This is a genomic window from Candidatus Omnitrophota bacterium, assembly GCA_021735655.1.
Taxonomy (GTDB): Bacteria; Omnitrophota; Gorgyraeia; order Duberdicusellales; family 4484-171; genus JAHKAJ01.
This window is the reverse complement of sequence record JAIPGM010000005.1, coordinates 67,534-88,336: the sequence shown is the minus strand read 5'-3', so window position 1 is coordinate 88,336 and position 20,803 is coordinate 67,534. Positions and strand designations below refer to the sequence as shown.

General features: G+C 37.3%; 20 protein-coding genes. 17 read left to right on the top strand and 3 right to left on the bottom strand.

Going from position 1 to position 20,803, the window contains the following annotated elements; translation table 11 throughout:
- Nucleotides 1–72 precede the first annotated feature (72 nt).
- Both K9L86_05395 and ispH read left to right on the top strand, forming a co-directional pair.
- Nucleotides 73–927 carry a phytoene/squalene synthase family protein gene (locus K9L86_05395; GenBank protein ID MCF7908284.1) on the top strand — a complete coding sequence of 285 codons (855 nt, stop codon included), beginning with the start codon at nucleotides 73–75 and terminating at the stop codon, nucleotides 925–927.
- Nucleotides 924–1,775 carry a 4-hydroxy-3-methylbut-2-enyl diphosphate reductase gene (ispH, locus tag K9L86_05390; GenBank protein ID MCF7908283.1) on the top strand — a complete coding sequence of 284 codons (852 nt, stop codon included), beginning with the start codon at nucleotides 924–926 and terminating at the stop codon, nucleotides 1,773–1,775. Before K9L86_05395 ends, ispH begins: the two co-directional genes overlap by 4 nt.
- On the opposite strand, the gene crtI is transcribed toward ispH, so the two are convergent.
- Nucleotides 1,765–3,168 carry a phytoene desaturase gene (gene crtI, locus K9L86_05385; protein MCF7908282.1) on the bottom strand — a complete coding sequence of 468 codons (1,404 nt, stop codon included), beginning with the start codon at nucleotides 3,166–3,168 and terminating at the stop codon, nucleotides 1,765–1,767. The genes ispH and crtI overlap by 11 nt on opposite strands.
- A gap of 314 nt (nucleotides 3,169–3,482) precedes the next feature.
- Between crtI and K9L86_05380 the strand changes: the two genes are divergently transcribed.
- The 7 genes from K9L86_05380 to K9L86_05350 all read left to right on the top strand — a co-directional run bounded on the left by K9L86_05380 (nucleotide 3,483) and on the right by K9L86_05350 (nucleotide 7,735).
- The gene (locus K9L86_05380; protein ID MCF7908281.1) at nucleotides 3,483–3,632 is read left to right on the top strand and encodes a hypothetical protein; all 150 of its coding nucleotides are present in this window, start codon (nucleotides 3,483–3,485) and stop codon (nucleotides 3,630–3,632) included.
- A gap of 153 nt (nucleotides 3,633–3,785) precedes the next feature.
- Nucleotides 3,786–5,027 carry an MBL fold metallo-hydrolase gene (locus K9L86_05375; protein ID MCF7908280.1) on the top strand — a complete coding sequence of 414 codons (1,242 nt, stop codon included), beginning with the start codon at nucleotides 3,786–3,788 and terminating at the stop codon, nucleotides 5,025–5,027.
- Nucleotides 5,028–5,236: 209 nt separating this feature from the next.
- Entirely contained in the window at nucleotides 5,237–5,539 is a 303-nt protein-coding gene (locus tag K9L86_05370) for a DUF134 domain-containing protein (protein MCF7908279.1), read from the top strand.
- Nucleotides 5,536–5,676: a hypothetical protein gene (locus tag K9L86_05365; GenBank protein MCF7908278.1), complete on the top strand. Its 141-nt coding sequence runs from the start codon at nucleotides 5,536–5,538 to the stop codon at nucleotides 5,674–5,676. Before K9L86_05370 ends, K9L86_05365 begins: the two co-directional genes overlap by 4 nt.
- On the top strand, nucleotides 5,661–6,617 hold the full coding sequence (locus tag K9L86_05360) for a permease (GenBank protein MCF7908277.1): 957 nt from the start codon (nucleotides 5,661–5,663) through the stop codon (nucleotides 6,615–6,617). The genes K9L86_05365 and K9L86_05360 overlap by 16 nt, the downstream gene beginning before the upstream one ends.
- Nucleotides 6,618–6,683: 66 nt before the next feature.
- Nucleotides 6,684–7,037, top strand: coding sequence for a nitrophenyl compound nitroreductase subunit ArsF family protein (locus K9L86_05355; protein ID MCF7908276.1), 354 nt, complete (start codon nucleotides 6,684–6,686; stop codon nucleotides 7,035–7,037).
- A gap of 2 nt (nucleotides 7,038–7,039) precedes the next feature.
- A complete protein-coding gene (locus K9L86_05350) occupies nucleotides 7,040–7,735 on the top strand; it encodes an aromatic aminobenezylarsenical efflux permease ArsG family transporter (protein MCF7908275.1) in 696 nt (231 codons plus the stop codon).
- A 148-nt stretch (nucleotides 7,736–7,883) separates the two neighbouring features.
- Here K9L86_05350 and K9L86_05345 read toward each other — a convergent pair whose 3' ends face one another.
- Nucleotides 7,884–9,281, bottom strand: coding sequence for a TolC family protein (locus K9L86_05345; protein ID MCF7908274.1), 1,398 nt, complete (start codon nucleotides 9,279–9,281; stop codon nucleotides 7,884–7,886).
- On the bottom strand, nucleotides 9,278–12,415 hold the full coding sequence (locus tag K9L86_05340; GenBank protein MCF7908273.1) for an efflux RND transporter permease subunit: 3,138 nt from the start codon (nucleotides 12,413–12,415) through the stop codon (nucleotides 9,278–9,280). The genes K9L86_05345 and K9L86_05340 overlap by 4 nt, the downstream gene beginning before the upstream one ends.
- A gap of 153 nt (nucleotides 12,416–12,568) precedes the next feature.
- Between K9L86_05340 and K9L86_05335 the strand changes: the two genes are divergently transcribed.
- From K9L86_05335 to K9L86_05300, 8 genes are all read left to right on the top strand, one after another.
- Nucleotides 12,569–13,810: a DEAD/DEAH box helicase gene (locus tag K9L86_05335; GenBank protein MCF7908272.1), complete on the top strand. Its 1,242-nt coding sequence runs from the start codon at nucleotides 12,569–12,571 to the stop codon at nucleotides 13,808–13,810.
- A 73-nt stretch (nucleotides 13,811–13,883) separates the two neighbouring features.
- Nucleotides 13,884–14,540 (top strand): hypothetical protein, encoded by a 657-nt coding sequence (locus K9L86_05330; protein ID MCF7908271.1) that lies wholly within the window; start codon nucleotides 13,884–13,886, stop codon nucleotides 14,538–14,540.
- Between the two features lie 34 nt (nucleotides 14,541–14,574).
- On the top strand, nucleotides 14,575–15,840 hold the full coding sequence (locus tag K9L86_05325) for an AAA family ATPase (GenBank protein ID MCF7908270.1): 1,266 nt from the start codon (nucleotides 14,575–14,577) through the stop codon (nucleotides 15,838–15,840).
- Nucleotides 15,841–16,046: 206 nt separating this feature from the next.
- Nucleotides 16,047–16,877, top strand: coding sequence for a hypothetical protein (locus tag K9L86_05320; GenBank protein MCF7908269.1), 831 nt, complete (start codon nucleotides 16,047–16,049; stop codon nucleotides 16,875–16,877).
- Between the two features lie 194 nt (nucleotides 16,878–17,071).
- Nucleotides 17,072–18,085: a hypothetical protein gene (locus K9L86_05315; GenBank protein ID MCF7908268.1), complete on the top strand. Its 1,014-nt coding sequence runs from the start codon at nucleotides 17,072–17,074 to the stop codon at nucleotides 18,083–18,085.
- Nucleotides 18,086–18,249: 164 nt separating this feature from the next.
- Nucleotides 18,250–18,480, top strand: coding sequence for a DUF350 domain-containing protein (locus K9L86_05310; GenBank protein ID MCF7908267.1), 231 nt, complete (start codon nucleotides 18,250–18,252; stop codon nucleotides 18,478–18,480).
- Nucleotides 18,481–18,544: 64 nt separating this feature from the next.
- The gene (locus K9L86_05305) at nucleotides 18,545–19,330 is read left to right on the top strand and encodes a transglutaminase-like domain-containing protein (protein MCF7908266.1); all 786 of its coding nucleotides are present in this window, start codon (nucleotides 18,545–18,547) and stop codon (nucleotides 19,328–19,330) included.
- Between the two features lie 132 nt (nucleotides 19,331–19,462).
- Complete coding sequence (locus K9L86_05300) at nucleotides 19,463–20,800, top strand: MATE family efflux transporter (GenBank protein MCF7908265.1); 1,338 nt, start codon at nucleotides 19,463–19,465, stop codon at nucleotides 20,798–20,800.
- Nucleotides 20,801–20,803: the final 3 nt, after the last annotated feature.

Here is a 20,803-nt window from a genome sequence, read left to right as displayed (position 1 = left end):
AGTTAGCAATCTAGGATTTAGCAAGGTAAATTCTTGTTGGCTTTTTGGGGTCGGTAATATAAAATGGTTTCAATGGGTAAAGTCATTGATCAAGGATTTAAAGAGGCTGAAAAGCTGACTAAAAAACACGCCAAAACCTTCTATTTTGCCTCGAAATTTCTAGGTTTAGAGAAAAGGCGTGCCGCTTACAGTATATATGCCATTTGTCGGATAAGCGACGACAGCGTAGATAACGCAAACGGCGGCTTAAAAAAATTAAGCCGGATTGAAGAAAAGATAAATTCTGCGTATGGCTTGGATTGCTCCCGGGAAGCTTTGCTTTTAGCTTTTAAGCAGACAGTAGATAAATATAATATACCCAAGAACTATTTTGATCAATTGATAAAAGGTATGCATTTAGATTTGGAAAAGAAAAGTTATGCTGATTTCAAGCAGCTATACGATTATTGCTATAAAGTTGCCGGAGTGGTGGGTTTGATCATGCTTGAGGTTTTTGGTTATCGGGACAATAAGGCAAAACAGCCGGCAGTTGATCTGGGTATTGCCATGCAGCTTACCAATATCCTGCGCGATGTCAAAGAGGATTTAGGCTTAGGCAGAATATACCTACCTCAGGATGAACTAAAAAGTTTTGGCTTGAGCCAGGAGGATTTGAGTTCAGAAAAAATTAGCGATAAGTTTATCACTTTTATTAAATATCAGATTCGGCGGGCCAGAAATTACTATCAATTGGCTGATGAAGGGATTAAGATGATAACCGATAAGCGCTCCAGATTTGTAGTTTGTGCGATGAGCAAGGTATATGGGGCGATCCTTGATCAGATTGAAAAGAATAATTACGATTTGTTTTTCCAGCGGGCTTCGGTGAGCCGCTTAGGTAAATTGGGGCTCTTAGCCAAGGTAATTATTGAAGGAAAATACCGATGAAACCTAAAATCAATCTAGCTAAATCAGCCGGATTTTGTTTTGGTGTAAAAAGAGCAATAGACATTGCTTTAAAGTCTGCCGGAGATTATCCTTTGGTAGAGATGCTCGGTGATATTGTTCACAACGAAGATGTTTGCCGGGATATTGCCGCCTCAGGAATAAAAAAGGTAAAAGTATTAAAAAATGGTAAAGGTAAAGTTTTGCTAATAAGGGCTCACGGGAGCAGCCTCAAGACCATGAAGCAGGCTAGAGGCTTAGGTTATAAGCTGATTGATGCTACTTGTCCGATGGTTAAAGAAATCCATAAAATAGCTCAAGGCCTGGAAAAAGAAGGCAGAGTGGTAATTATTATCGGAGATGAGAATCACCATGAAGTTAAAGGCATTGTGGGAAACCTTAAGCGTAAACCTTTGATTATTAGCAATAAGTTATCTTTAGCCCGACTCAAAAAAATAAAAAAAGCCGGGATGGTAGTGCAGTCAACTCAAAATAGCGAGAAGGTAAAAAAAATAGTTAAAAGTTTAAGGGTTCAGATTAAGGATTTAAAATTTTTTAACACCATCTGTGTTCCTACCCGAAGAAAACAGGCTGAGATTCGAATTTTGCCGCTTAAGAATGATGTAGTTGTTATTATCGGTTCAAAGACCAGCGCTAATACTCGGCGCCTATATGAAATATCACGGTCAGTTAATAAGAAAAGCCATTGGGTTCAGTCAGATAATGACTTAAGAAAAGAATGGTTTAAAGGTGCTAAAAGAATCGGAATAACCGCCGGAGCTTCTACTCCTGATAAAGTCACCAAAAAAATAATTGAGAAAATAAGGGCCTTGATCGGGGTTAGCTCTTAGTAATCAAATCAGCCACTATTCGTGATGAGGCAATAACTGGAGGTAGTCCGCCCCCAGGCTGGGTGCTGGCCCCTACAAAATAAATGTTTTTTTGTTTAGAGGTGTAGTTAGGCGGTCTGAAAAAAGCACTTTGTTTTAAGCTGTGAGCTAGGCCAAAAGTAGCCCCGTAGAGTATACTGTATTTTTTTATAAAATCTTCGGGGTAAAACTTGTGTTCGGTTTCAATTGAATCTTCAATTTTAAATCCGCACAGTGATTCAATTTTAGCAATAACTTTTTTTCTTATTCTATCTTCGTAGATTTTGAAATCCCCTTTAAATGTTTTAAGATTCGGCACCGGAGCTAAAATATAGAGGATATCCTTTCCTTCAGGGGCCAGTGAGGGGTCAGTGACTGTGGGAACGTGAATATAAAAAGAAAAATCATCGCCCACAATACCGTTTTGGAAAATATTTTTCAGGTTATTTCTTAGGTCTTGAGCAAAGAAAAGATTGTGATGCTCGAGGTTGGGTATTTTCTTTTTCATTCCCCAGTAGAACAGGAGCACTGAGCAGGAATAGTCGTAATCAGGGATCTTTTTTCCCAGTAGTTTACTTTGAGCAAAAGAATAGTCGGCATTGATCACAAATTTATCAGCCTTGATTTCTTCTAGCGAGGTTATTTCACGTTGGTAGTTAAACTTTGTTCCGAATTTCAAAGCCATTTTTTCTAAAGCTTTAGGTATTTGGTACATTCCGCCTATGGGGTGAGCGATTTTATCGACTTGGTCAGTGTAACCGATCACACTGTAAAAGGCCGGAGTCTTAAAAGGGGAGACGCCGATAAACATAGCTTCAAAGGTAAAAGCGTAGCAGAGTTTATCGGATTTAAAGAACTTTTTTGCCAGTTGCCAGTAAGATTTTCCCAGATGCAGTTTGTTGATCAGTTTCCAGTAAGCCGGATTAAAGGCATCCTGGGGCCGGAAACAGCGATAGAGCAGAGGAACTACGGCTTTATAGATTTTACCGGTTTCAACAATAAAGTTTTTATAGCCTTTAGAGCTTCCCGGTTCTATCCTTTCCAGTTCAGCTTCGGTTTTTTGATTGTCTTTATGGATAGTAAGCGAATCGCCGTCAGGATAAAATATTTTATAATTTTTATCCAGGACTTTTAAGTCCAGATAAGCTTTGATATCTTCTTGGCAGTAGTCAAAGACTTCTTTAAAGAAGTCAGGCATCATCACAAAAGAAGGCCCGGTATCAAACTTAAACCCTTTGTCTTCTATGATATTGGCTCTGCCGCCACAACAGGTAAGTTTTTCATAGACTTCTACCGGGTGGCCTTTAAAGCTTAAGCGGGCAGCTGTAGCTAAGCCGCCAACCCCGGCACCAATAATAGCTATCTTGTTTTTCATTCGATATTATTATACCAAGGCGGAGGGGTTGGTCAACATCTATAGATAAATTGATAAATTTGTATTTTAGGAAGAATAATGGGTATAGACTTAGACAAGGAGCTTGTAGTTGTTGCTTTTCTGTTGTTTGATGGGGGGTATTTTTTTGCCTGTCGTCCTGAAGGGGTCAGCACTTTTACATTTGACATAGTAGTTAAAAAGTTGCCGTAATGTAAGATATAAAGGCTTGACTTTAACATTCTTTTTAATTATTTGACAGGAAAAATCCATGCGATAAAATAAATAGAAGTTTAATAATCTAGAAGGAGGTGAGTATGAAAAAAGTTACTGGTTTAATCCTAATCTTACTCTTATTCCTTGCTACTGTTGGAAGTTCTTTCGCTGAAGAAAAGAGCAAAAAGGGAAATGGGCCTGGTCCAGCTCCTAATTCAGGAGATGGTATCCCTGATGGACCTGGTTGGTAATTCTCTTTAGTGAGTTGAATTTTAAACCCCTTGCAATCATTGAGACTGCAAGGGGTTTTGCTTTTTGGCCTGCCATTTCTTGGCAGGCTTTTTTGTTTCTTGACATTTTGAAACTAAGTTTTATCATTAAATTAAGTAAAAAAAAGGGGGGGTATGAATAAAGATTTTTCAATGAAACAATTTACTGCTGGAAGTTGCTATTCTTATATTTTAGGCTCGCAAAATCAAGCCTTAGTTATCGATCCACATATAAGCCTTCAGGAAGACTATCTCAATTATCTTAAAAAAAAGAAACTAAACTTAAAGTATATAATCGATACCCATACTCATGCTGATCATTTTTCTTTAGCGGCAAATTTGAAGAAATTGCTTAAAGTACCTGTTTTGATGCACGAAAAAGTAATTTCCGAAGTAGTTGATCAAAAGCTTAAAGATGGGGATACTATAGCTTTAGCAACAAAGCAGTTTAAGGTTGTATATGCTCCTGGTCACACCGATGATACCATAGCTATTTACGGAGAGGGTCGATTATTTACCGGTGACGTTCTTCTGATCGGAAGTGTCGGGAGAACCGATTTTCAAAATGGGTCTCCGGAAGCAATGTTTGAAACTTTACAGAGGTTTAAGAATTTTCCGGGAGACACTATTATTTTTCCTTCGCACGACTACAACGGGAAGGTTTCATCTACTATTGCCAAGGAAAAAAATAATAATCCTTTTATGCGCCAAATCAGTAAAGATAAGTTTGTCAGCGACGCTCGTTCAAAGCAGCTTCCTAAACCATTTAATATTGATAATATCATTAGGGTTAATCAGAAAGGGGAAGCTACGACCTTAGAGATGGTTTCAGCTGGTGAAGCTAAAGAGTATGCTTCTAAAGACTCTAATTTGAAGTTTTTAGATGTGCGTTCAGCATTAGAGTTTAATGAGTCCCATATTAAGGATTCAATCAATATTCCAATAGATATGTTGAATTCTAAAATAAAAGATTTAAGTCAGACTGATCGATCGTATATAGTGTTTTGTCGTACCGGAAACCGTTCTCCGATGGCTGCTGATATGTTATTGCAGTCTGGCATTGTTTCGGTTAAAGTAATGAAGGGAGGCTTAATTGCCTGGCAAAAGCAGAAATTTCCGGTCCTCAAAGGGGAGTCTTCGGTGTCTTTGGAGCGACAAGTGAGAGTTGTTGCTGGAATTTTGATGTTGTTAGGGATAGTTTTAGCTTACTTTTTACATAGTGGTTTTATTTGGATTTCAATATGGGTTGCTTGTGCTTTAATTTTTGCCGGGGTAACTAATAGTTGCCTTATGGGAATGTTGCTGATGAAGCTTCCTTATAACAAAAAGATATACAAGTCGAAAATCGGCGGTGGAACTTGTTCAATCAGTCAATGATTCAGGTGAAAGATTTAGAAGAATTAAGCTAACATGGTTACAGGTTGTGGGAGGTAATAATCGGTAAATAATTTTAATAGTTTTGGATTAGAGCTTATATTTATTTTTTAATATCCCGAAGATTTTTCCTTCGGGATATTTTTTTTGACATGAGCGGTTTTGGCTGATATTATGTTATGAACATATGTTCATAACATAAAGAGGTAGCTATGAGACCGAAAAAGACCAGATGGGTTAAATGTGAGCCAGGAGAAAGATGTTTCAGGCCACAGTGTAAGTCATCTAATCAATTAGACGGGGTACACATGACTTTAGATGAGTTTGAGGCAGTAAGATTGGCTGATTATGAAGGATTGACGCAAGAAGCAGCAGCAAAGAAACTAAAAATATCTCGGCCTACCTTTTCAAGAATAATTGCTTCTGCCTATAGTAAAATAGGTGATGCATTGGTAAATATAAAAGCAATAAAGATTGAGGGTGGATGTTGCAAAATTACAAGGAGGAAGAAATGAGTGATTCAAAAAAGAAGAAAGGTTTTTTTTGTAAGTTAGTGGAAAAGTTAGATAAAAAGATGGAAAAAAAGGCAAAAACAAAATCTTGTTGTGAGAGTAAGGATAAAGATAAGGGCAAATCATGCTGCAGCCGATAATAGATTGGTTAGTTTATTCTGTTTTTGGCTTGGCCCCGGAGTCAAGATTGGCAGGAGTAACTAATTTCTTTTTGTATGACGCTATTAAAATACTATTACTGTTGTTTTTCATGATAGCAGCCATCGGTTTTGTTAGAACTTACATATCTCAGAATAAGATTAAGAATTGGATTGGTAAGAAGAAAGTTCTCGGTAATCTTTTTGCTTCGCTTTTTGGTTCAATAACTCCATTTTGTTCATGTTCATCTATACCTATTTTTTTGAGTTTTTTAGAAGCCGGTATCCCCTTAGGGGCTACGTTTTCTTTTTTGATAACTTCACCCTTGATTAATGAGTATTTGGTAATAGTAATGCTTGGTTTTTTCGGATGGAAAATTACTCTTTTTTATGTATTAAGCGGAATTATAATAGGTGTTTTCTCAGGGGTAATTCTGGGGAAGATGAACTTAGAGAGATATCTTGTTAAAGGCTTAGTCTCAGAAGATAAACAAGTGATTAAAGAGGTAGATTACAAAGGGATAAGAGATAGGCTTGCTTTTGGAATAGATGAGGCCAAATCTATTACAAAAAAATTATGGATGTGGGTATTATTAGGCGTAGGTATAGGTGCTTTTATCCATAACTATATCCCCCAAGAAACAATACATACAATAATAAGTAAAACAGGCCTATTTTCAGTGCCTATCGCAGCTATTTTAGGTGTGCCAATGTATGGGAGTTGTGCGGCAATTGTGCCGATAGCGGTGGTTTTATTTAAAAAAGGTGTTCCTCTGGGGACAGCGCTTGCTTTTATGATGGCAACAGCTGCCTTGAGTTTTCCGGAAGCGATAATCTTAAGGAGAGCAATGAAATTGCAGTTAATAACAATCTTTTTTGGAATAACAACGGTGGCGATAATTATTACAGGATATTTATTCAATATGCTTCAATTGGTAATGTAAGACATGGCTATAAAGAAAATTTTTCTACTAATTATTTTAATGGCATTGTTATCAATAAATATAACAATGGCGTTTGGTGAAGATACTAAAATAATTGCGTATTATTTTCACGGCAATGCACGTTGCGTGACTTGTTATAAGATGGAGCAGTATGCAAAGGAAGCAATTGAAGAAAATTTTAAAGACGAGCTGGTTAAGGGCTTGTTGGTCTTTAAGGAAGTGAATATTGAAGAAAAAGAGAATAAGCATTTCGTGGATGAATACCAACTCTACACAAAAACTCTTGTAATTTCATACATTGAAGATGGCAAAGAAATAAAGCATAAGAAACTTACCAAAATATGGGAATATGTAAGAGATAAAAAGAAATTTTTTAACTATGTCACAACTGAAATTAGCACTTACTTAAAGGATATTTAGAGATGATTGAAATTGTGCTACCATTGGTTTCTGCATTGTGGTTTGGAATTCTCACCTCAATAAGTCCCTGTCCTTTTGCTACAAATATAGCGGCTATATCATTTCTATCAAAAAGAATAAATCATCCAAAACAAGTATTGCAATCAAGCCTTGCTTATACTGTTGGGCGTATGCTTACCTATGCGGTGTTAGGATCTATTATCATAACTTCTTTGGTTAGTATTCCGATAGTAGCTAATTTTTTGCAGAAATACATGAATAAGATTTTGGGTCCTATTTTGCTAATGGTTGGATTGTCTTTGCTAGATATACTAAAAATAAATGCTTTGAGATTCTCAATTTCTAAAGACAAGCAGACAGCATTGTCAGAATCAGGAGCCAGGGGGGCTTTTGTTCTTGGGGCAGTGTTTGCTTTATCTTTTTGTCCAATAGCGGCAGCCCTATTTTTCGGCAGCTTAATCCCTCTTGCTTTAAAGAGTCCTCATGGGATTATTTTACCTTTTTTCTATGGTATAGGTACAGGTATTCCTGTAGTTGTATTTGCCTTGGGAATTGCTGCGGGTGTTACTTCTTTTTCGAAATGGTTCCATAAAGTAGCGGTGCTAGAATTATACACGAGGAAGATTACGGGCATTATATTCATACTTGTTGGGATTTATTTTATTTGGAATTATACTGTTGTTAATACATTATGGTGATAATATTAATATGGTGTCCAATTTTTTCTTGTTAGCGGCTGCATAATAATATCTAAATTTTTTTAGAAAGTTTCGAAATTCGTCCAATTGGGGGGAGCCAGTCTTCGAATTACAAACTTTTTAGCCTGCCATTTCTTGGCAGGCTTTTTTATTCGGGGGCAGTTAAGGTTAGGGTTTCGTCTTGAGTGATCAAAAGATCGTTTAAGCGCAGCCATTCGACGATTAGCTTGCGCAGTTGAATGGTATGGGTAATTTTAGTGAACTTATTATCTTCCAACTTGTTGATTTCATCGATATAATCTTTTAAGGTCACTTTGCCGTAAGAGTAGTTTTTAGTTTCATCTTTGACGATAGCTTCAGCCAGGCCAATTTTTTCATCGGACAGGGAGATTAGTTTCTTTTCTCGTTCGACAGCCTCATAAATATTTTTTAGATTAGTGTAAAGGTCAGCATAAGTACTTTGATTATTAAGCTTTTGTTTGCGCTGAGCGATTTTTGAGGTTTCATGCTGTGCTTGTTCTTTTTGGCCGAAAAAAGGCCAGTCTAGTTCGATTTTACCGTAGAACGTATTCTGGTTATTGCTTAACCCGTGGTTATCGCCCTCTATTAAGTAACCAAGTTTTAAGTCGATAGATGGTAGGAGTTTATCAGCATCTCTGGCTACTTGAACTGAACTTTTTTCTTCTAACAGCAAAAGCATCTGATAGGTTCGGCTTTGGCTACGGAATTGCTGATAGCCGTTGTCAAAGTCAATTGCAATTTGATCGTAAGAATCAGGATCTAAAGGCTTAAGTTCTATATTTTCATCACTACGTAGAGCTTGCTTGATCAGATTAAAGTATTCGGTATATTGATTTTTAAGGGAAACTAGGTTTTCCTCTTTAGCTAGGACTTGGACATTAATTTTATTAACATCAATTGGTAAGGCAATGCTGTTACGCTGGCGTTCTTTAACGTTTTTTAAGAGTTTCAGATTCACTTTGTAGGAATTTTCAGCTGTTTCTACGCTTTTGTAGGCTGAATACCAGTCAAGATAGGTCTGAACCAAAGAGGCTAGGTAGTCTTCGTAGGCTTCAATGACTTGATGCTGGGCCACATCGATTTCAATACCGGTAAGTTTATCTAATAGGCGGGTATCTTTACCAAAAGCATTCTCGGCGATCGGCTGGGAAATATAAAGATCTAATTCTGAATTAACTGCCCGGCTACTGTTTGAAACCGAAGAAGTATAGTCAGCGCTGACTGTGGTTCCGGTGTTGGGAAATAATTTACTTAAGGAAAAGGAATTGTCTATTTCGTTTTCTTTGGGATTAAAAAAAGTATGATATTGATTGGTTATTGAGACTACTAAATCTCCAGCCGGAAGGGTCAGCGCTTTTCGGTATTTGAGGGCTAGTTCATCAATAAGGATCGACTGAAACACCGTATCTTTACGGCAGGCTTTCTGGATGAATTCTTCCAGGGAGATTTCTTGTGGTTCTTCTTGAGCGTAGACCGTCAACAAAATCAAAAAAGAAAATAAATAGACTATAGTTATTTTCTTCATGTTTTTTGTAGTCTAAAGTGCATTTGTTTAATTAGGCTATACATACAGGGAACTAAAATTAAGGTGATCAGGGTTCCGAAGATCAAGCCCCAGCAAAGAGCCAGCATCATCTCAGCTAACATTGCATCATAGCCGGTAAAGCCGTAGGCAGTAGGCAAAAGCCCGGCTACCGTAGTAAGGGTGGTTAAGACCACGGCTCTTAAACGGGTTTTAGCAATATCAGCTATCTGCTGGTTGTAATGATCTTTGTTTAGCGATTTATCGTAGCTTTTCTCCAGTTTTACCAGCATGATTATTGAGTCATTGACCACAACACCGGCTAAGCCGATCGCGCCGATTGCGGCGAAAAATCCGAATAAAACTTTGCCATGCAGCCAGAAAGCCAAAACTATACCGACGATGCCAAAAGGAATAGCCAGCATAATAATCAGCGGTTTGATCAGGGAATTAAATAATAAGACTAAGACAATATAAATAAGCAAAACAGCCATCACTATTGATCCGGTAAAGTCACCTTTGCTTTCACGGGTATCTTTTATTTCTCCTTCAAAGTTAATTAAAGCCGTGGGGTATTGGGATAAAATCTCGGGTAATTGTTTAGCTTCAAGTTGCTTGGCTATTTCTAACGGGGTGAGTTTTGAGCTGCTATTTATATCAGCAAAAATAGTGGTGAGGCGTTTCGAATCTTTTCTTTCGATGGAGTTAGGGGTTAGGGTTTGATTGACTTCTACGATATTTCGCAAAGGTACCAGATAATTTCCGGCATTCTCTATCGGGATATCAAGGATTTTTTCAATATCAGTTTTAGCGGCTTCGATAACAGTAAAACGGACATTCACTTCTTCATCACCTTTTAATAATTCATAAGCGATCGTTCCTTCTAGGGCAGCTCTTAAGGTTGATGAGACATCAGCTGGAGTTATCGAGAGGCGTTTAATTTTTTCCCGGTTAAGACTTATTTTATATTCGGGATTTTCCAAAGGTTCATCTATTTCTACATTTTCTAGCCCCGGGTGGTTTTTCATCGCTTCAACCAGTTTTTCAACTATTTTTTTTCTGGTCTGATCATTGTTTTCCTGGACGATTATCTCTATCGGACTACCGCTAGAATGTCCCCAGCGGCTCTTAGAGGCTTTTAGATTGACCAGGCCGCTTATTCCTGAGAATTTATTTTCCCATTCTTTAATCAGTTGGTCGGCAGATTTCTTACGTTTTTCTTTGGGCAGGATCTCAATACGCATCTGAAATTTATTTTCCTGGATCGCTCTTCCCCAGCGGTTTCTAGCTATTTGAGTGCGAAAACCGATCACTTCTTTTCCTAAGTAGGACAGAATCATTTCTTCTACTTTTTGGGTTAGCTCAGCAGTTTCATAGCGGTCAGCATCAAGGCGTGCTTCGCCAGAGATCCTGATTTCACGCGTCTCTTCGTCGGGAAACATTACATATTTCATCTTAGTCTTGATGATGAATCCGGAAAATATCAAAAGGCCGATAAAGCCGATAAAGATGAGCCATTTAAAAGGTAGCAGCCGCTTAAGGATCCCGCCGTACATATCTTCTACTTTGTTAAACCAGTTAGTTTTTAAGGGCTTAGATTTATTTTTCTTAAACCGATTTACCAGCTGGTTAAAAATCGGAACTTTAAGATGCATATGTCCAGGGAGGATGAATAAAGATTCAAAGAGGCTGGCTCCGAGCATAAAAAAGATTATCGGCGGGATGAATACCAACATTTTGCCGAAGCGGGCTTGAAAAAAAAACAGCGGCACAAAAGCAATACAGGTGGTTAAGATACTGGCTACTACCGGCAGAAAAACAAAAGCCGTGCCATTGACTACCGCTTCTTCGTCGGGTATACCTTGTAGACGCAGGCGGCTGATATTTTCTGATACCACAATAGCATCGTCAACGATCATGCCTAAAACAATTATTACCGCCGCTAAAGTTATGTTGTTGATAGTATAGCCGGCCATGGCTACGCAAATCATTGAAAAACAGAGGGTAAAGGGTATGCCCATAGCTACCCAGAGACCTGAGCGAAAATTCAAAAAGAAAAACAGACTGATTAAAATTAGAATAAAACCGATAGCACCGTTAGTTACTACGATCGATAAACGGTTTTTTAAATCTACTGATTCATCATCAAGACTGACTAGCTGGATATCGGTATTCTGCAAGCTGGTATTTTGAAAATTTTTAACCTGTTTTTTTACAGCTTCAATAGCTTCTAGGATACCGTAAGAACTGTTTTTGACTACCCTGAGTGTTATTGCTTCGTGGCCGTTGACTTTGGATATGGAATTATTTTTTTCGAATCCATATTCGATATCTGCTACTTCTTTGAGTCTTACTACTTGGCCTTCAAAGCCGCCTTGGATTATCAGCTGATTTAATTTTTCAGCGGTATCCAGTTCTGAGAGGAGGGTAATCTTTGGTTCATTTTTTGCTTCCAGGTTTCCGGCTGGCTGGCGGATGTGGTTATTTTTAACTTCCCGTAATACAGTGTTAAAAGGAATATCGAACTGTTTTAATTTATCCGGCTTGATCATTATTTTTATTTCTTCCTGATGGTAGCCGGATTTTTCCACGCTGTTTACCTGAGGCATATTCAGCAGTTGTTGCTCAAGAGTGTAAGCATATTGTTGCAGCCGTTGCCGAGATGGTTTATCAAGGAGGTGTTTTCGGGTATCGATTAAGGCAAGATCAATGATTGCCATTTTAGTAGTTTTCCAGATGTTTACTTCTGGTTCATCAGTAACATCATCAGGTAGGTCAGTGTCAAGCACGGCATTTCTTAATTCCATCACTGCTTCGTCAAGGTCGGGGTAGTTTTGTTCGAAGTCAACACTGATACTAGTCCCACCGTCGCTGGAGGTGCTGTTTACTCGGTAGACACCGTCGAGGCCTTTAATTTGTTCTTCCAGGGGTTTGGTCAGAAAATGTTCAACTTCTTCGGCGGTGGCTCCCGGATAGCGAGCCGATACATGGGCGTGGTCAAATTCAATATCCGGCAGTTCTTCTTTGCCGGTATTGTTCCAGGCGATAACGCCGCCGATAAAGACGACCACAAACATTAGGTTAGTTAAAAGATGTCGGTTGGCAAAGTAAGCAATTGTTTTTTCTAAAATCCGCATAACTATATTATATAGTAGGAGTTGGGAAATTTCTATCTAAAAGATTTCTTTAGGTGGGTTTTTTAAAGAATAATGTTTTCTTCGTCAAATTTACTAAAAATTACCGTTTCTTAAACAATAGCAGATTTTTGTTTTTATGGTAAGATAGGCATTATGAAATTTGAAAAGTATTATATTTCTAGTGATATCAAAAGAAACTTAGCTCGATTAGGCTTTGTTCGGCCTACAGATATTCAGTTTAAGGCGATACCTTCAATTCTTAAAGGAGAAGACGTTTTGGCTGTTGCTCAAACTGGTACTGGTAAGACAGCGGCCTTTGCTATTCCGATTATCAATAGGATTCATTCTGATAAAAGGAGTAAGAGGTCAAGAGGAATTAAATGTATTATTATGGCGCCTACTCGTGAGCTAGCGTTGCAGATCGGAGAAGTTTTCATTCAGTTGTCCAAACACACTAAAGTCAAAACTTTTGCTTTATGCGGTGGGGTTGAGCAGGATCAACAAATTAAAAAACTCCAGGAGGGTATAGACATTTTAATTGCAACTCCCGGGCGAATGTTTGATTTGATTAATCAGAAGTATATTAATTTGGATCATATTGAAATTTTAGTTCTTGATGAGGCTGATCATATGCTTGAATTAGGGTTTATTGAAGATATCAAATATATTAAGAAAATGCTAAAGCGCCGCCATCAAACTCTTTTCTTTTCAGCAACCATAAGCGATAAGATTAAGAAATTAGCTTATTCTCAAGTTAAGGGATCAGCAATACGTATCCAAATTTCACCTAAAGATCCGGTATCAAAGAACGTTACTCATTATGTGATGTTTGTCGAAATGGAGGATAAGCGGTTTTTCTTGGAGAGTTTTATTAAGGATAATCCAGCGAGTAAAATTATTGTTTTTGTTCGGACAAAAGTCCGTGCTCAGCGGGTAGCCAAAGCAATGGAGAGAGTGGGGATAAGTTCTTTATCTATTCATGGAGATAAAGAACAGGATAAACGCACCGATGTAATGAAAAAATTTAAAGCAGGCGAGTGCAATATTTTGATCGCTACCGACATTAGTGCTCGAGGAATTAATGTTGTCGATATTAAATATGTTATTAATTATGACCTACCGATAAAAACAGAAAATTATGTCCATCGGGTTGGGCGTACCGGCAGAGGGATCAATAAGGGTGTTGCTATTTCTTTTTGCAGTAAAGAAGAATTAGAATTGCTTGATGAAATTCAGACATTTTTAGATAAAGAGATAGGAGTTATTGAAGTTAGTAAAGGGGATTATTCGACAGTTGTTAATCCGGTTAATCAGAACAGCGATTGGATGAGCATAATTGAAAAAGAAACAGAGCGATTTAAATCCAAAAGCAAAAGAGCGAAAAAACATAAATAAAGGCGATTGATCTCTTGGGGTATTTTTTTAAAGAAGAAAACGCAGGGTAGAAGGAAATTGGAGGAAATAACTTATGGAGCCAGAGGTGTATCAGCTAGAAAGTAATCAGATAATTGATCTACCAAGTAAAGATATCGATGCTGATGAGGTGAGAGCCCAAGTAGTAAGGGCAACTCGGGATTTCAAAAATTCATGGAAAAGTCTTGCAAAAGTTTTACATATTGTTTGGGAAGAAAAGTTATACCGTAATTGGGGATATGAGAAATTCGACCAATTTACTGAAAAAGAAGTGCATGTTCGTAAACACACCGCAATGAAGCTCATTCGTTCATATGCGTTCCTTGAAAAAGAAGAGCCATTGTATTTAAAAGATTCTCGTGCTGAAGATGAACCGAATAAGGTAACGCCTAGTTTCGATGTAGTTAATGCTTTACAGCGGGCACGTAAAACTTTAAGCGACGATGATTACCGAAAAGTAAAATCTGATTTATTAGATAAAGGAAAACATCTTGGTGAGGTTAAAAAAGATCTTACCCAAATGATAAGACAAAGAAGGGAGGATATAGATCCTGAAAAAGAAAGAACCCGCTCTGGTAGGGTAGCGATTATGAGATTTATTTCTGATTTAAAAAGGGTTAGGCGTGAAATTGAGACTCTTTCTGTTCTTCCGGAAGATATTGCCAACGATATAAATAAGCTTCTTGCTAAGGTAGAAGCTTATCTTGTTTGATTAACCCGGAATTAGCCATTGTTAGTAGAATAAAATGAATAGTGATAAGTTTGATTTTTGTGGAGAGTTTAAAGAGCCATTAGAATTGATGGAGGATTCCGACAAACATCTATTCATTACCGGGAAAGCCGGTTCTGGAAAATCCACTTTGTTACGTTACTTTAAGGAGATTACTAAAAAAAATGTTATTACCTTGGCGCCTACCGGAATCGCAGCAATAAATGTCGAAGGGCAAACCATTCATTCTTTTTTTAGTTTTCCATTGGGGTTTATTCAAAAAGAACAGGTTAAGAGATTATACCGTGCTAAAAAGAAAATAATCGAAAACCTCGACATTCTCCTAATCGACGAGGCCTCAATGGTCAGAGCTGACATGTTTGATGCAATAGACCATTCTTTAAGAATAAACCGAAAAAAAGATATTCCCTTTGGCGGAATAAGAATAATTATGTTTGGAGATGTTTTCCAACTTCCGCCGGTAGTTGAGAGGAACCTGGAGCCCTTGATTAAGCAATATTATAGCCACTCTTATTTTTTTAATGCAAATGTGATTAACCAGATAGAATTACATCGCATTCAGCTTGACCGGATATATCGACAAACTGATAAGAAGTTTGTCGATCTTCTTGGTAGAATACGTTTAAATAAGTGTAGCCTCAAGGATATTGATAGCTTAAATAAAAGAGTAAATGCTGGCAATATTAAAAATGGAGCTATTACTTTAACTACAACTAACAAAAATGCTGAAAAAATAAACAAAAGTTTTCTTGATGAAATTGACTCAAAACAATATCAATACACCGCCGAGGTATCTGAAAATTATAAATCAAATCTCTATCCTACTGAAGAGGTATTGTTCCTTAAAAAAGGGGCTCGGGTAATATTGCTAAATAATGATAAAGAAAAAAGATGGGTTAATGGTACTCTTGCCGAAATCGCAGAACTTACAGGTGATTTGGTTAGAGTTAGTATTGAAGGTAGAGTGTATGTTTTAGAAAAATTTACCTGGGAAAAAATACGGTACATATTCGATGATTCTACTCAAGGCATCAAACAGGAAATAGACGGATCATTTAGACAATATCCCCTAAAACTAGCCTGGGCGATTACAATTCATAAAAGTCAGGGTCAAACTTTTGAAAAAGTAATTATCGATATAGGCCATGGTGCATTTAGCCCGGGACAACTTTATGTTGCCTTAAGCCGTTGTCGGAGCTTAGAAGGAATAACCTTGGATAAACCGCTCAGTTTAAGTGATATTATTATCGATGAAAATGTTCATAGTTTTTCTGATCAGTAAAAAAGAGGGTAGACCATCTTTCTAATGCTCCTTGATTTTTTATTGATTACCTCTAAACATCAGAAAGTATCCTTTTTGGTCCTTTTATATTTTTTCCGAGGCTAAAAAAGTGTGAAACTCGTCCAATTGGGTGAGCCTTGTCTTTCTGGCCTTTTGTGATAATATATTTTTAGAGGGCTTTATAATTCGTGTCAAAATAAACATTTATGGATAAAAAATACATAGTAACTCTAGCTTTATTGATCTGTTTATCGTTAGCAATCCCAGCTTTTTCTGAAGTTCTAGTCCTTAAATCAGGAAAATCAGTAGAAGGAAAATACCTGAGAAAAACCGACAAAAGTATCGTCGTAGATATAGAAGGTGTACCGATAACTTACTATTTTGATGAAATTGAAACTATTGACGGGGTTAAAACCACTGAAGCACACTTCTTGTGTCCCGAGGGATTATATACTAAAACTCCTATTGTGCCGCCTCCTTATACCGGTCCCATGGAGGCAGGAACAGTGGGCAAGGCCCAAGACATGCCTTTTTATGTTTATTCAGACAGAGGCTCAGCCAAGAACCATTTTTTTCCTTATGGATTGATGGGAGATTATGGTGATATAAAATATTCTTACCTCAGTAAAGAAAACCCTTATTCAGGGGAGACTTGTATTGAAATTAATTATTGCGCTTGTGGTTTTCAATACGCACGTTGGGCAGGTATATATTGGCAAGCTCCAGCGAACAACTGGGGCACTGTTGATGCTGGATATAACCTGTCAAAAGCCGCTAAACTTACCTTTTGGGCCAGAGGCGCAAAGGGAGGAGAGAATATTGAGGAATTTAAGGTTGGTGGCATCATGAATGAGTTTTCCGATTCAGATAGAGTTAGTACCGGTCCCTTAGTTTTGAATAAGGAATGGACACAATATACAATTGATTTAAAAGATAAAGATATGTCATATATAATTGGTGGATTTTGCTGGATAGCAACTCCAGATGCTAACCCAGATGGAATTGTATTCTATTTAGATGAGATTAAGTTTGAATAACTTACCCGATTGGTGCAAAAATTATATCCAGTATTTGATAGTATTAAATATCAAAAAGTTGCAAAATCAGTCCTCGCCGGGAAGCTCGTCTTTATTTACAAACCTGTTGGTCTGCTATTTTTGATCAGATTTTTTCGAAATATTGACACTAATGGATTTTTTGATAAAGTGAGACTATAAAAGGAGAAGAAGCTGTGCGGAAATTTTTTAATTTGTTGCTCATTTTTACTTTTATTAGTATTAATTCTTTTGCTCAAATCGGCATCAGTCCGATTGGCCTTTCCTTTAAGTCTTGTAATGATATTATTCTTAAGCCGATACTCCTTAAACCTTATTATGTGCCTTTACCGGATTTTTCCAGCAATAAAGATTGGGTGCAACCACTGATTTATGACTTAGAAACCAAAACTGCAACTAAAAGCTATGATAAAAAGTTTCTAATTAAAGCCTATGATCTTTTTATGGCTGAAAATGATTATAGTATGGCAAGGAGTAGTGCTTTAAAAATGTTGGAAATTGACAAGAGAGACGCCGAGGTACTGAATTTGATAGGTGATACATTCTTAGCAGAAAAAGATTTGTCAAAAGCCTTAGATTATTATTTGCAAGCTGAAAAAATTAATACCCGCTTATTGAATGTTCATAATAGTATCGGCAGCGTCTATATGGAAATTGATAAAAACTACCAAGTCGCACAAAAGGAGTTTGAGTTAGAGATATTGCATAATCCCACAAATTGGATGCCTTATCATAATATCGCTTTAATTCATCGTTATAACAATAACAATGAAGAAGCTTTCCAAGCTTATGCAAGATCCGTAGAGGTGGCAGATAATGAACTCGAACCGATGCTTATCGTTGCGCGTTTTTGCGAACAATTGCAGGTTCATCCTGAGGAAGGGAAGAAAATCATAAAGAAAGCGTTATTTTTGTATCCTAATTCCTGGAGAGCATGGGAAATTAATGCCGGTTTTCACTATCGAGATGGAGAATACGAAAAAGCAGAAAAAGATTATTTATATTCGTTAAAACTTTATCCGAGGTCGACAACTCTTTATGAATTATCTTGGACCTATACAAGAATGGGCAAATTATATTTAGCTGAGGCAACTTACAAGAAAGCAGTCGCAATGGGCGCTAATGATGACACTTGTTATAGGGACTCGGCTAAAGAATTATTAGGAGAGAAAGGAATCGTGGTTAACTAATTTTATATCTTTGTAATAAATTTTGGAAATTCTAACCATTGAGTGAAGGATAATTATTGGTATAATGTAGTTTGAATAGACCTAAATCGGATAGCTAGTTTTTATGTTTACTTGTTTTTGCGATTTTTGAACAGGGATAAGTCGTTACAAAAGGGAGGTAGGATATGAATTTTAGTTTTTTGAGGGCAGTATTTTTTAATTTAGGAGTAAGTATATTTAATACCTTGGTTGCCTTTACTATCGGCATTGTTGCTTTAAAGATAATAGATAAGTATCTTTTAACTAAGCTTGAGATTCAAGAAGAGCTTAAGAAAAACAATATCTCAGTAGCTATATTTGCTTCTACAGCCCTTATTTTTGTAGCGTTAATTATTTCGTTTGGCTTAAAGATTTAAAGTGAAATCTTCGGCGAAGCCATTTATCGTTGCAATACTATTTTTGGTTACTAGCTCTTTGCTAATGAGGTTTTTTAGTCCGGAGCCTTATGTTGTTAAGGTTAAGGAGGAATCTGAATTTTACTCTAATAAAATAAATAAGGCATTGGAGAATTCCCTTTTTGATGTTAGTAAGCCTTTCCTAAAGACTTCTTACGTTGAATTAATTGATAATACTAATACTCGCCTTGATGAGGAAAGTATCCAAAGATACTTCTCGGGTATGTCTTTGTCAGATGTTTCATTACCTCGTAGCTGGTTATTGGGAGAAAATAAAGACATAGCTGCATTATCTGCCTTAGGTAGTGACCATCGGCATCACTTTGTAAATAGCTTTATTATCGGTTGGAAACCTTTTGAGGTTGAAGATTATTGGGTTCCTCATTATATTACTACGATGAGATTAAAGTATCAGTCTGATCAGACCCAATTTACAGGATTATCCGACCTTTGGCTGACTTCAAAAGAAGTTTTTGAAACCGGGATTGGTGATTGCGAAGACCACTCTTTGTTCTTAGCTGATTGGCTTATTGAGATGGGTCTGGATGCCAGAGTGGTTTTAGGAAGGTATGGGACAGCGATGCACGCCTGGGTGGTTATTTTTCATAGCGATGGAGTATTTCTTCTTGAGGCCACTGAAAAGGCCAAGATAAAAAACTTAAAAGCTTATCCCTTAGCAGCCCTAGCTACAGATTATCACCCCCAGTATATGTTTAATAATAAATACTTATGGACCAATACTGGCAGTACTTATACAACTAATTATGTTTCGAGGCATTGGAAAAAGATCAGTCGGTTGATTTTTAATTAAGGAGCTATATGTATTTTTACCTTCTTTGAAGGTCATCTAAATTTTGAGTCAGTATTTTTCTTATTAATTAGGCCCTGACTTTTTGTCAGGGTTTTTTTAAAAGAGACTGGCTGTGATATAATAGGCCCTATTATGGCTAATCAAAAAAATCATCTTACTCAAGGCTCAGTAGTTAAAAAGCTAACCTCACTTACCATCCCAATGGTTTTTGGTATGCTTTCGATGGTGTTATTTAATCTGGTTGATAGCTTTTTTGTTTCCCGGTTGGGTACCGAAGAGCTGGCAGCAATGGGATTTACCTTCCCGGTAGTTATGCTTATTTTAAGTTTGTCTTTAGGTTTTGGTGTGGCAACTTCTTCGATAGTTTCTCGGGCTATCGGTAGAGGGGATTTACATCGGGTAAAGCGGCTCACTACCGATAGCCTGCTTATTTCACTTTTCATTGTTGTTATTTTTTCTGTTTTAGGTTTATTCTCGATGAATTGGTTGTTTGGTTTATTAGGGGCCAAAGGGAGAATTTTAGTTTTGGTTAAACAATATATGTATGTTTGGTATTTGGGTGCGGCTTTTGTGGTTATTCCGATGGTGGGGAATAATGCTATCAGAGCCTGCGGTGATACCTTTTTCCCTAGTTTAATCATGATCATTTCAACGGTGATTAATATTATTTTGGATCCTTTAATGATTTTTGGCTTGGGAGGATTCCCTCGTTGGGAGTTGAAGGGAGCAGCTATTGCTACAGTTATTGCCCGGGCCTTTGCGATGGTTTTTTCGTTACTAATTTTGCGTTTTAAAGAGAAAATAATTGATTTTACTTTGCCACCACTTAAAGGGCTGGTTAATTCGGCAAAAGATTTTTTTTATATCGGCGTTCCTTCGGCAGTATCCCGTGTGATTATGCCTTTGTCTATGGCAGTAATTATGCGTTTAGTCGCTGGTTTTGGACCAAGCGCAGTTGCTGCTCTTGGTGTTACCTTAAAGATCGAGATGTTTGCTTTTATGGTTGTAATGGCCTTGGCAACTGCTTTAATTCCTTTTATCGGCCAAAATTGGGGGGCAAATAATTTCAGTCGAGTAAAGCTAGCTTTAAAAAAGGCCAATAATTTTTCTCTTTTATGGGGCTTAGGTTGTTTTTTATTCTTATTGGCTTTGGCCGCACCCTTAGGAAATCTTTTCGGTAAAGATTTAGAGGTTGCTAAATATATTAGATGGTACCTGTGGATTATTCCGATAAGCTATGGTTTAAGGGGGACTTCTTTTTTGGTAACTTCGACCTTTAACGCCATTAATAAACCTTTGGTGGCTATCGTAATTAATTTGATTCGAATGCTTGTTTTGTATATTCCTTTAGCTTTGGTTGGCGGTTACTTGGCCGGATTAGCCGGATTATTCGTCGGTTTATGTATAGCTAACTTGGCGGCCGGAGTTTTATCGATTAATACCGCCAGAATTGTTTTAAGAAAACTCTAATCA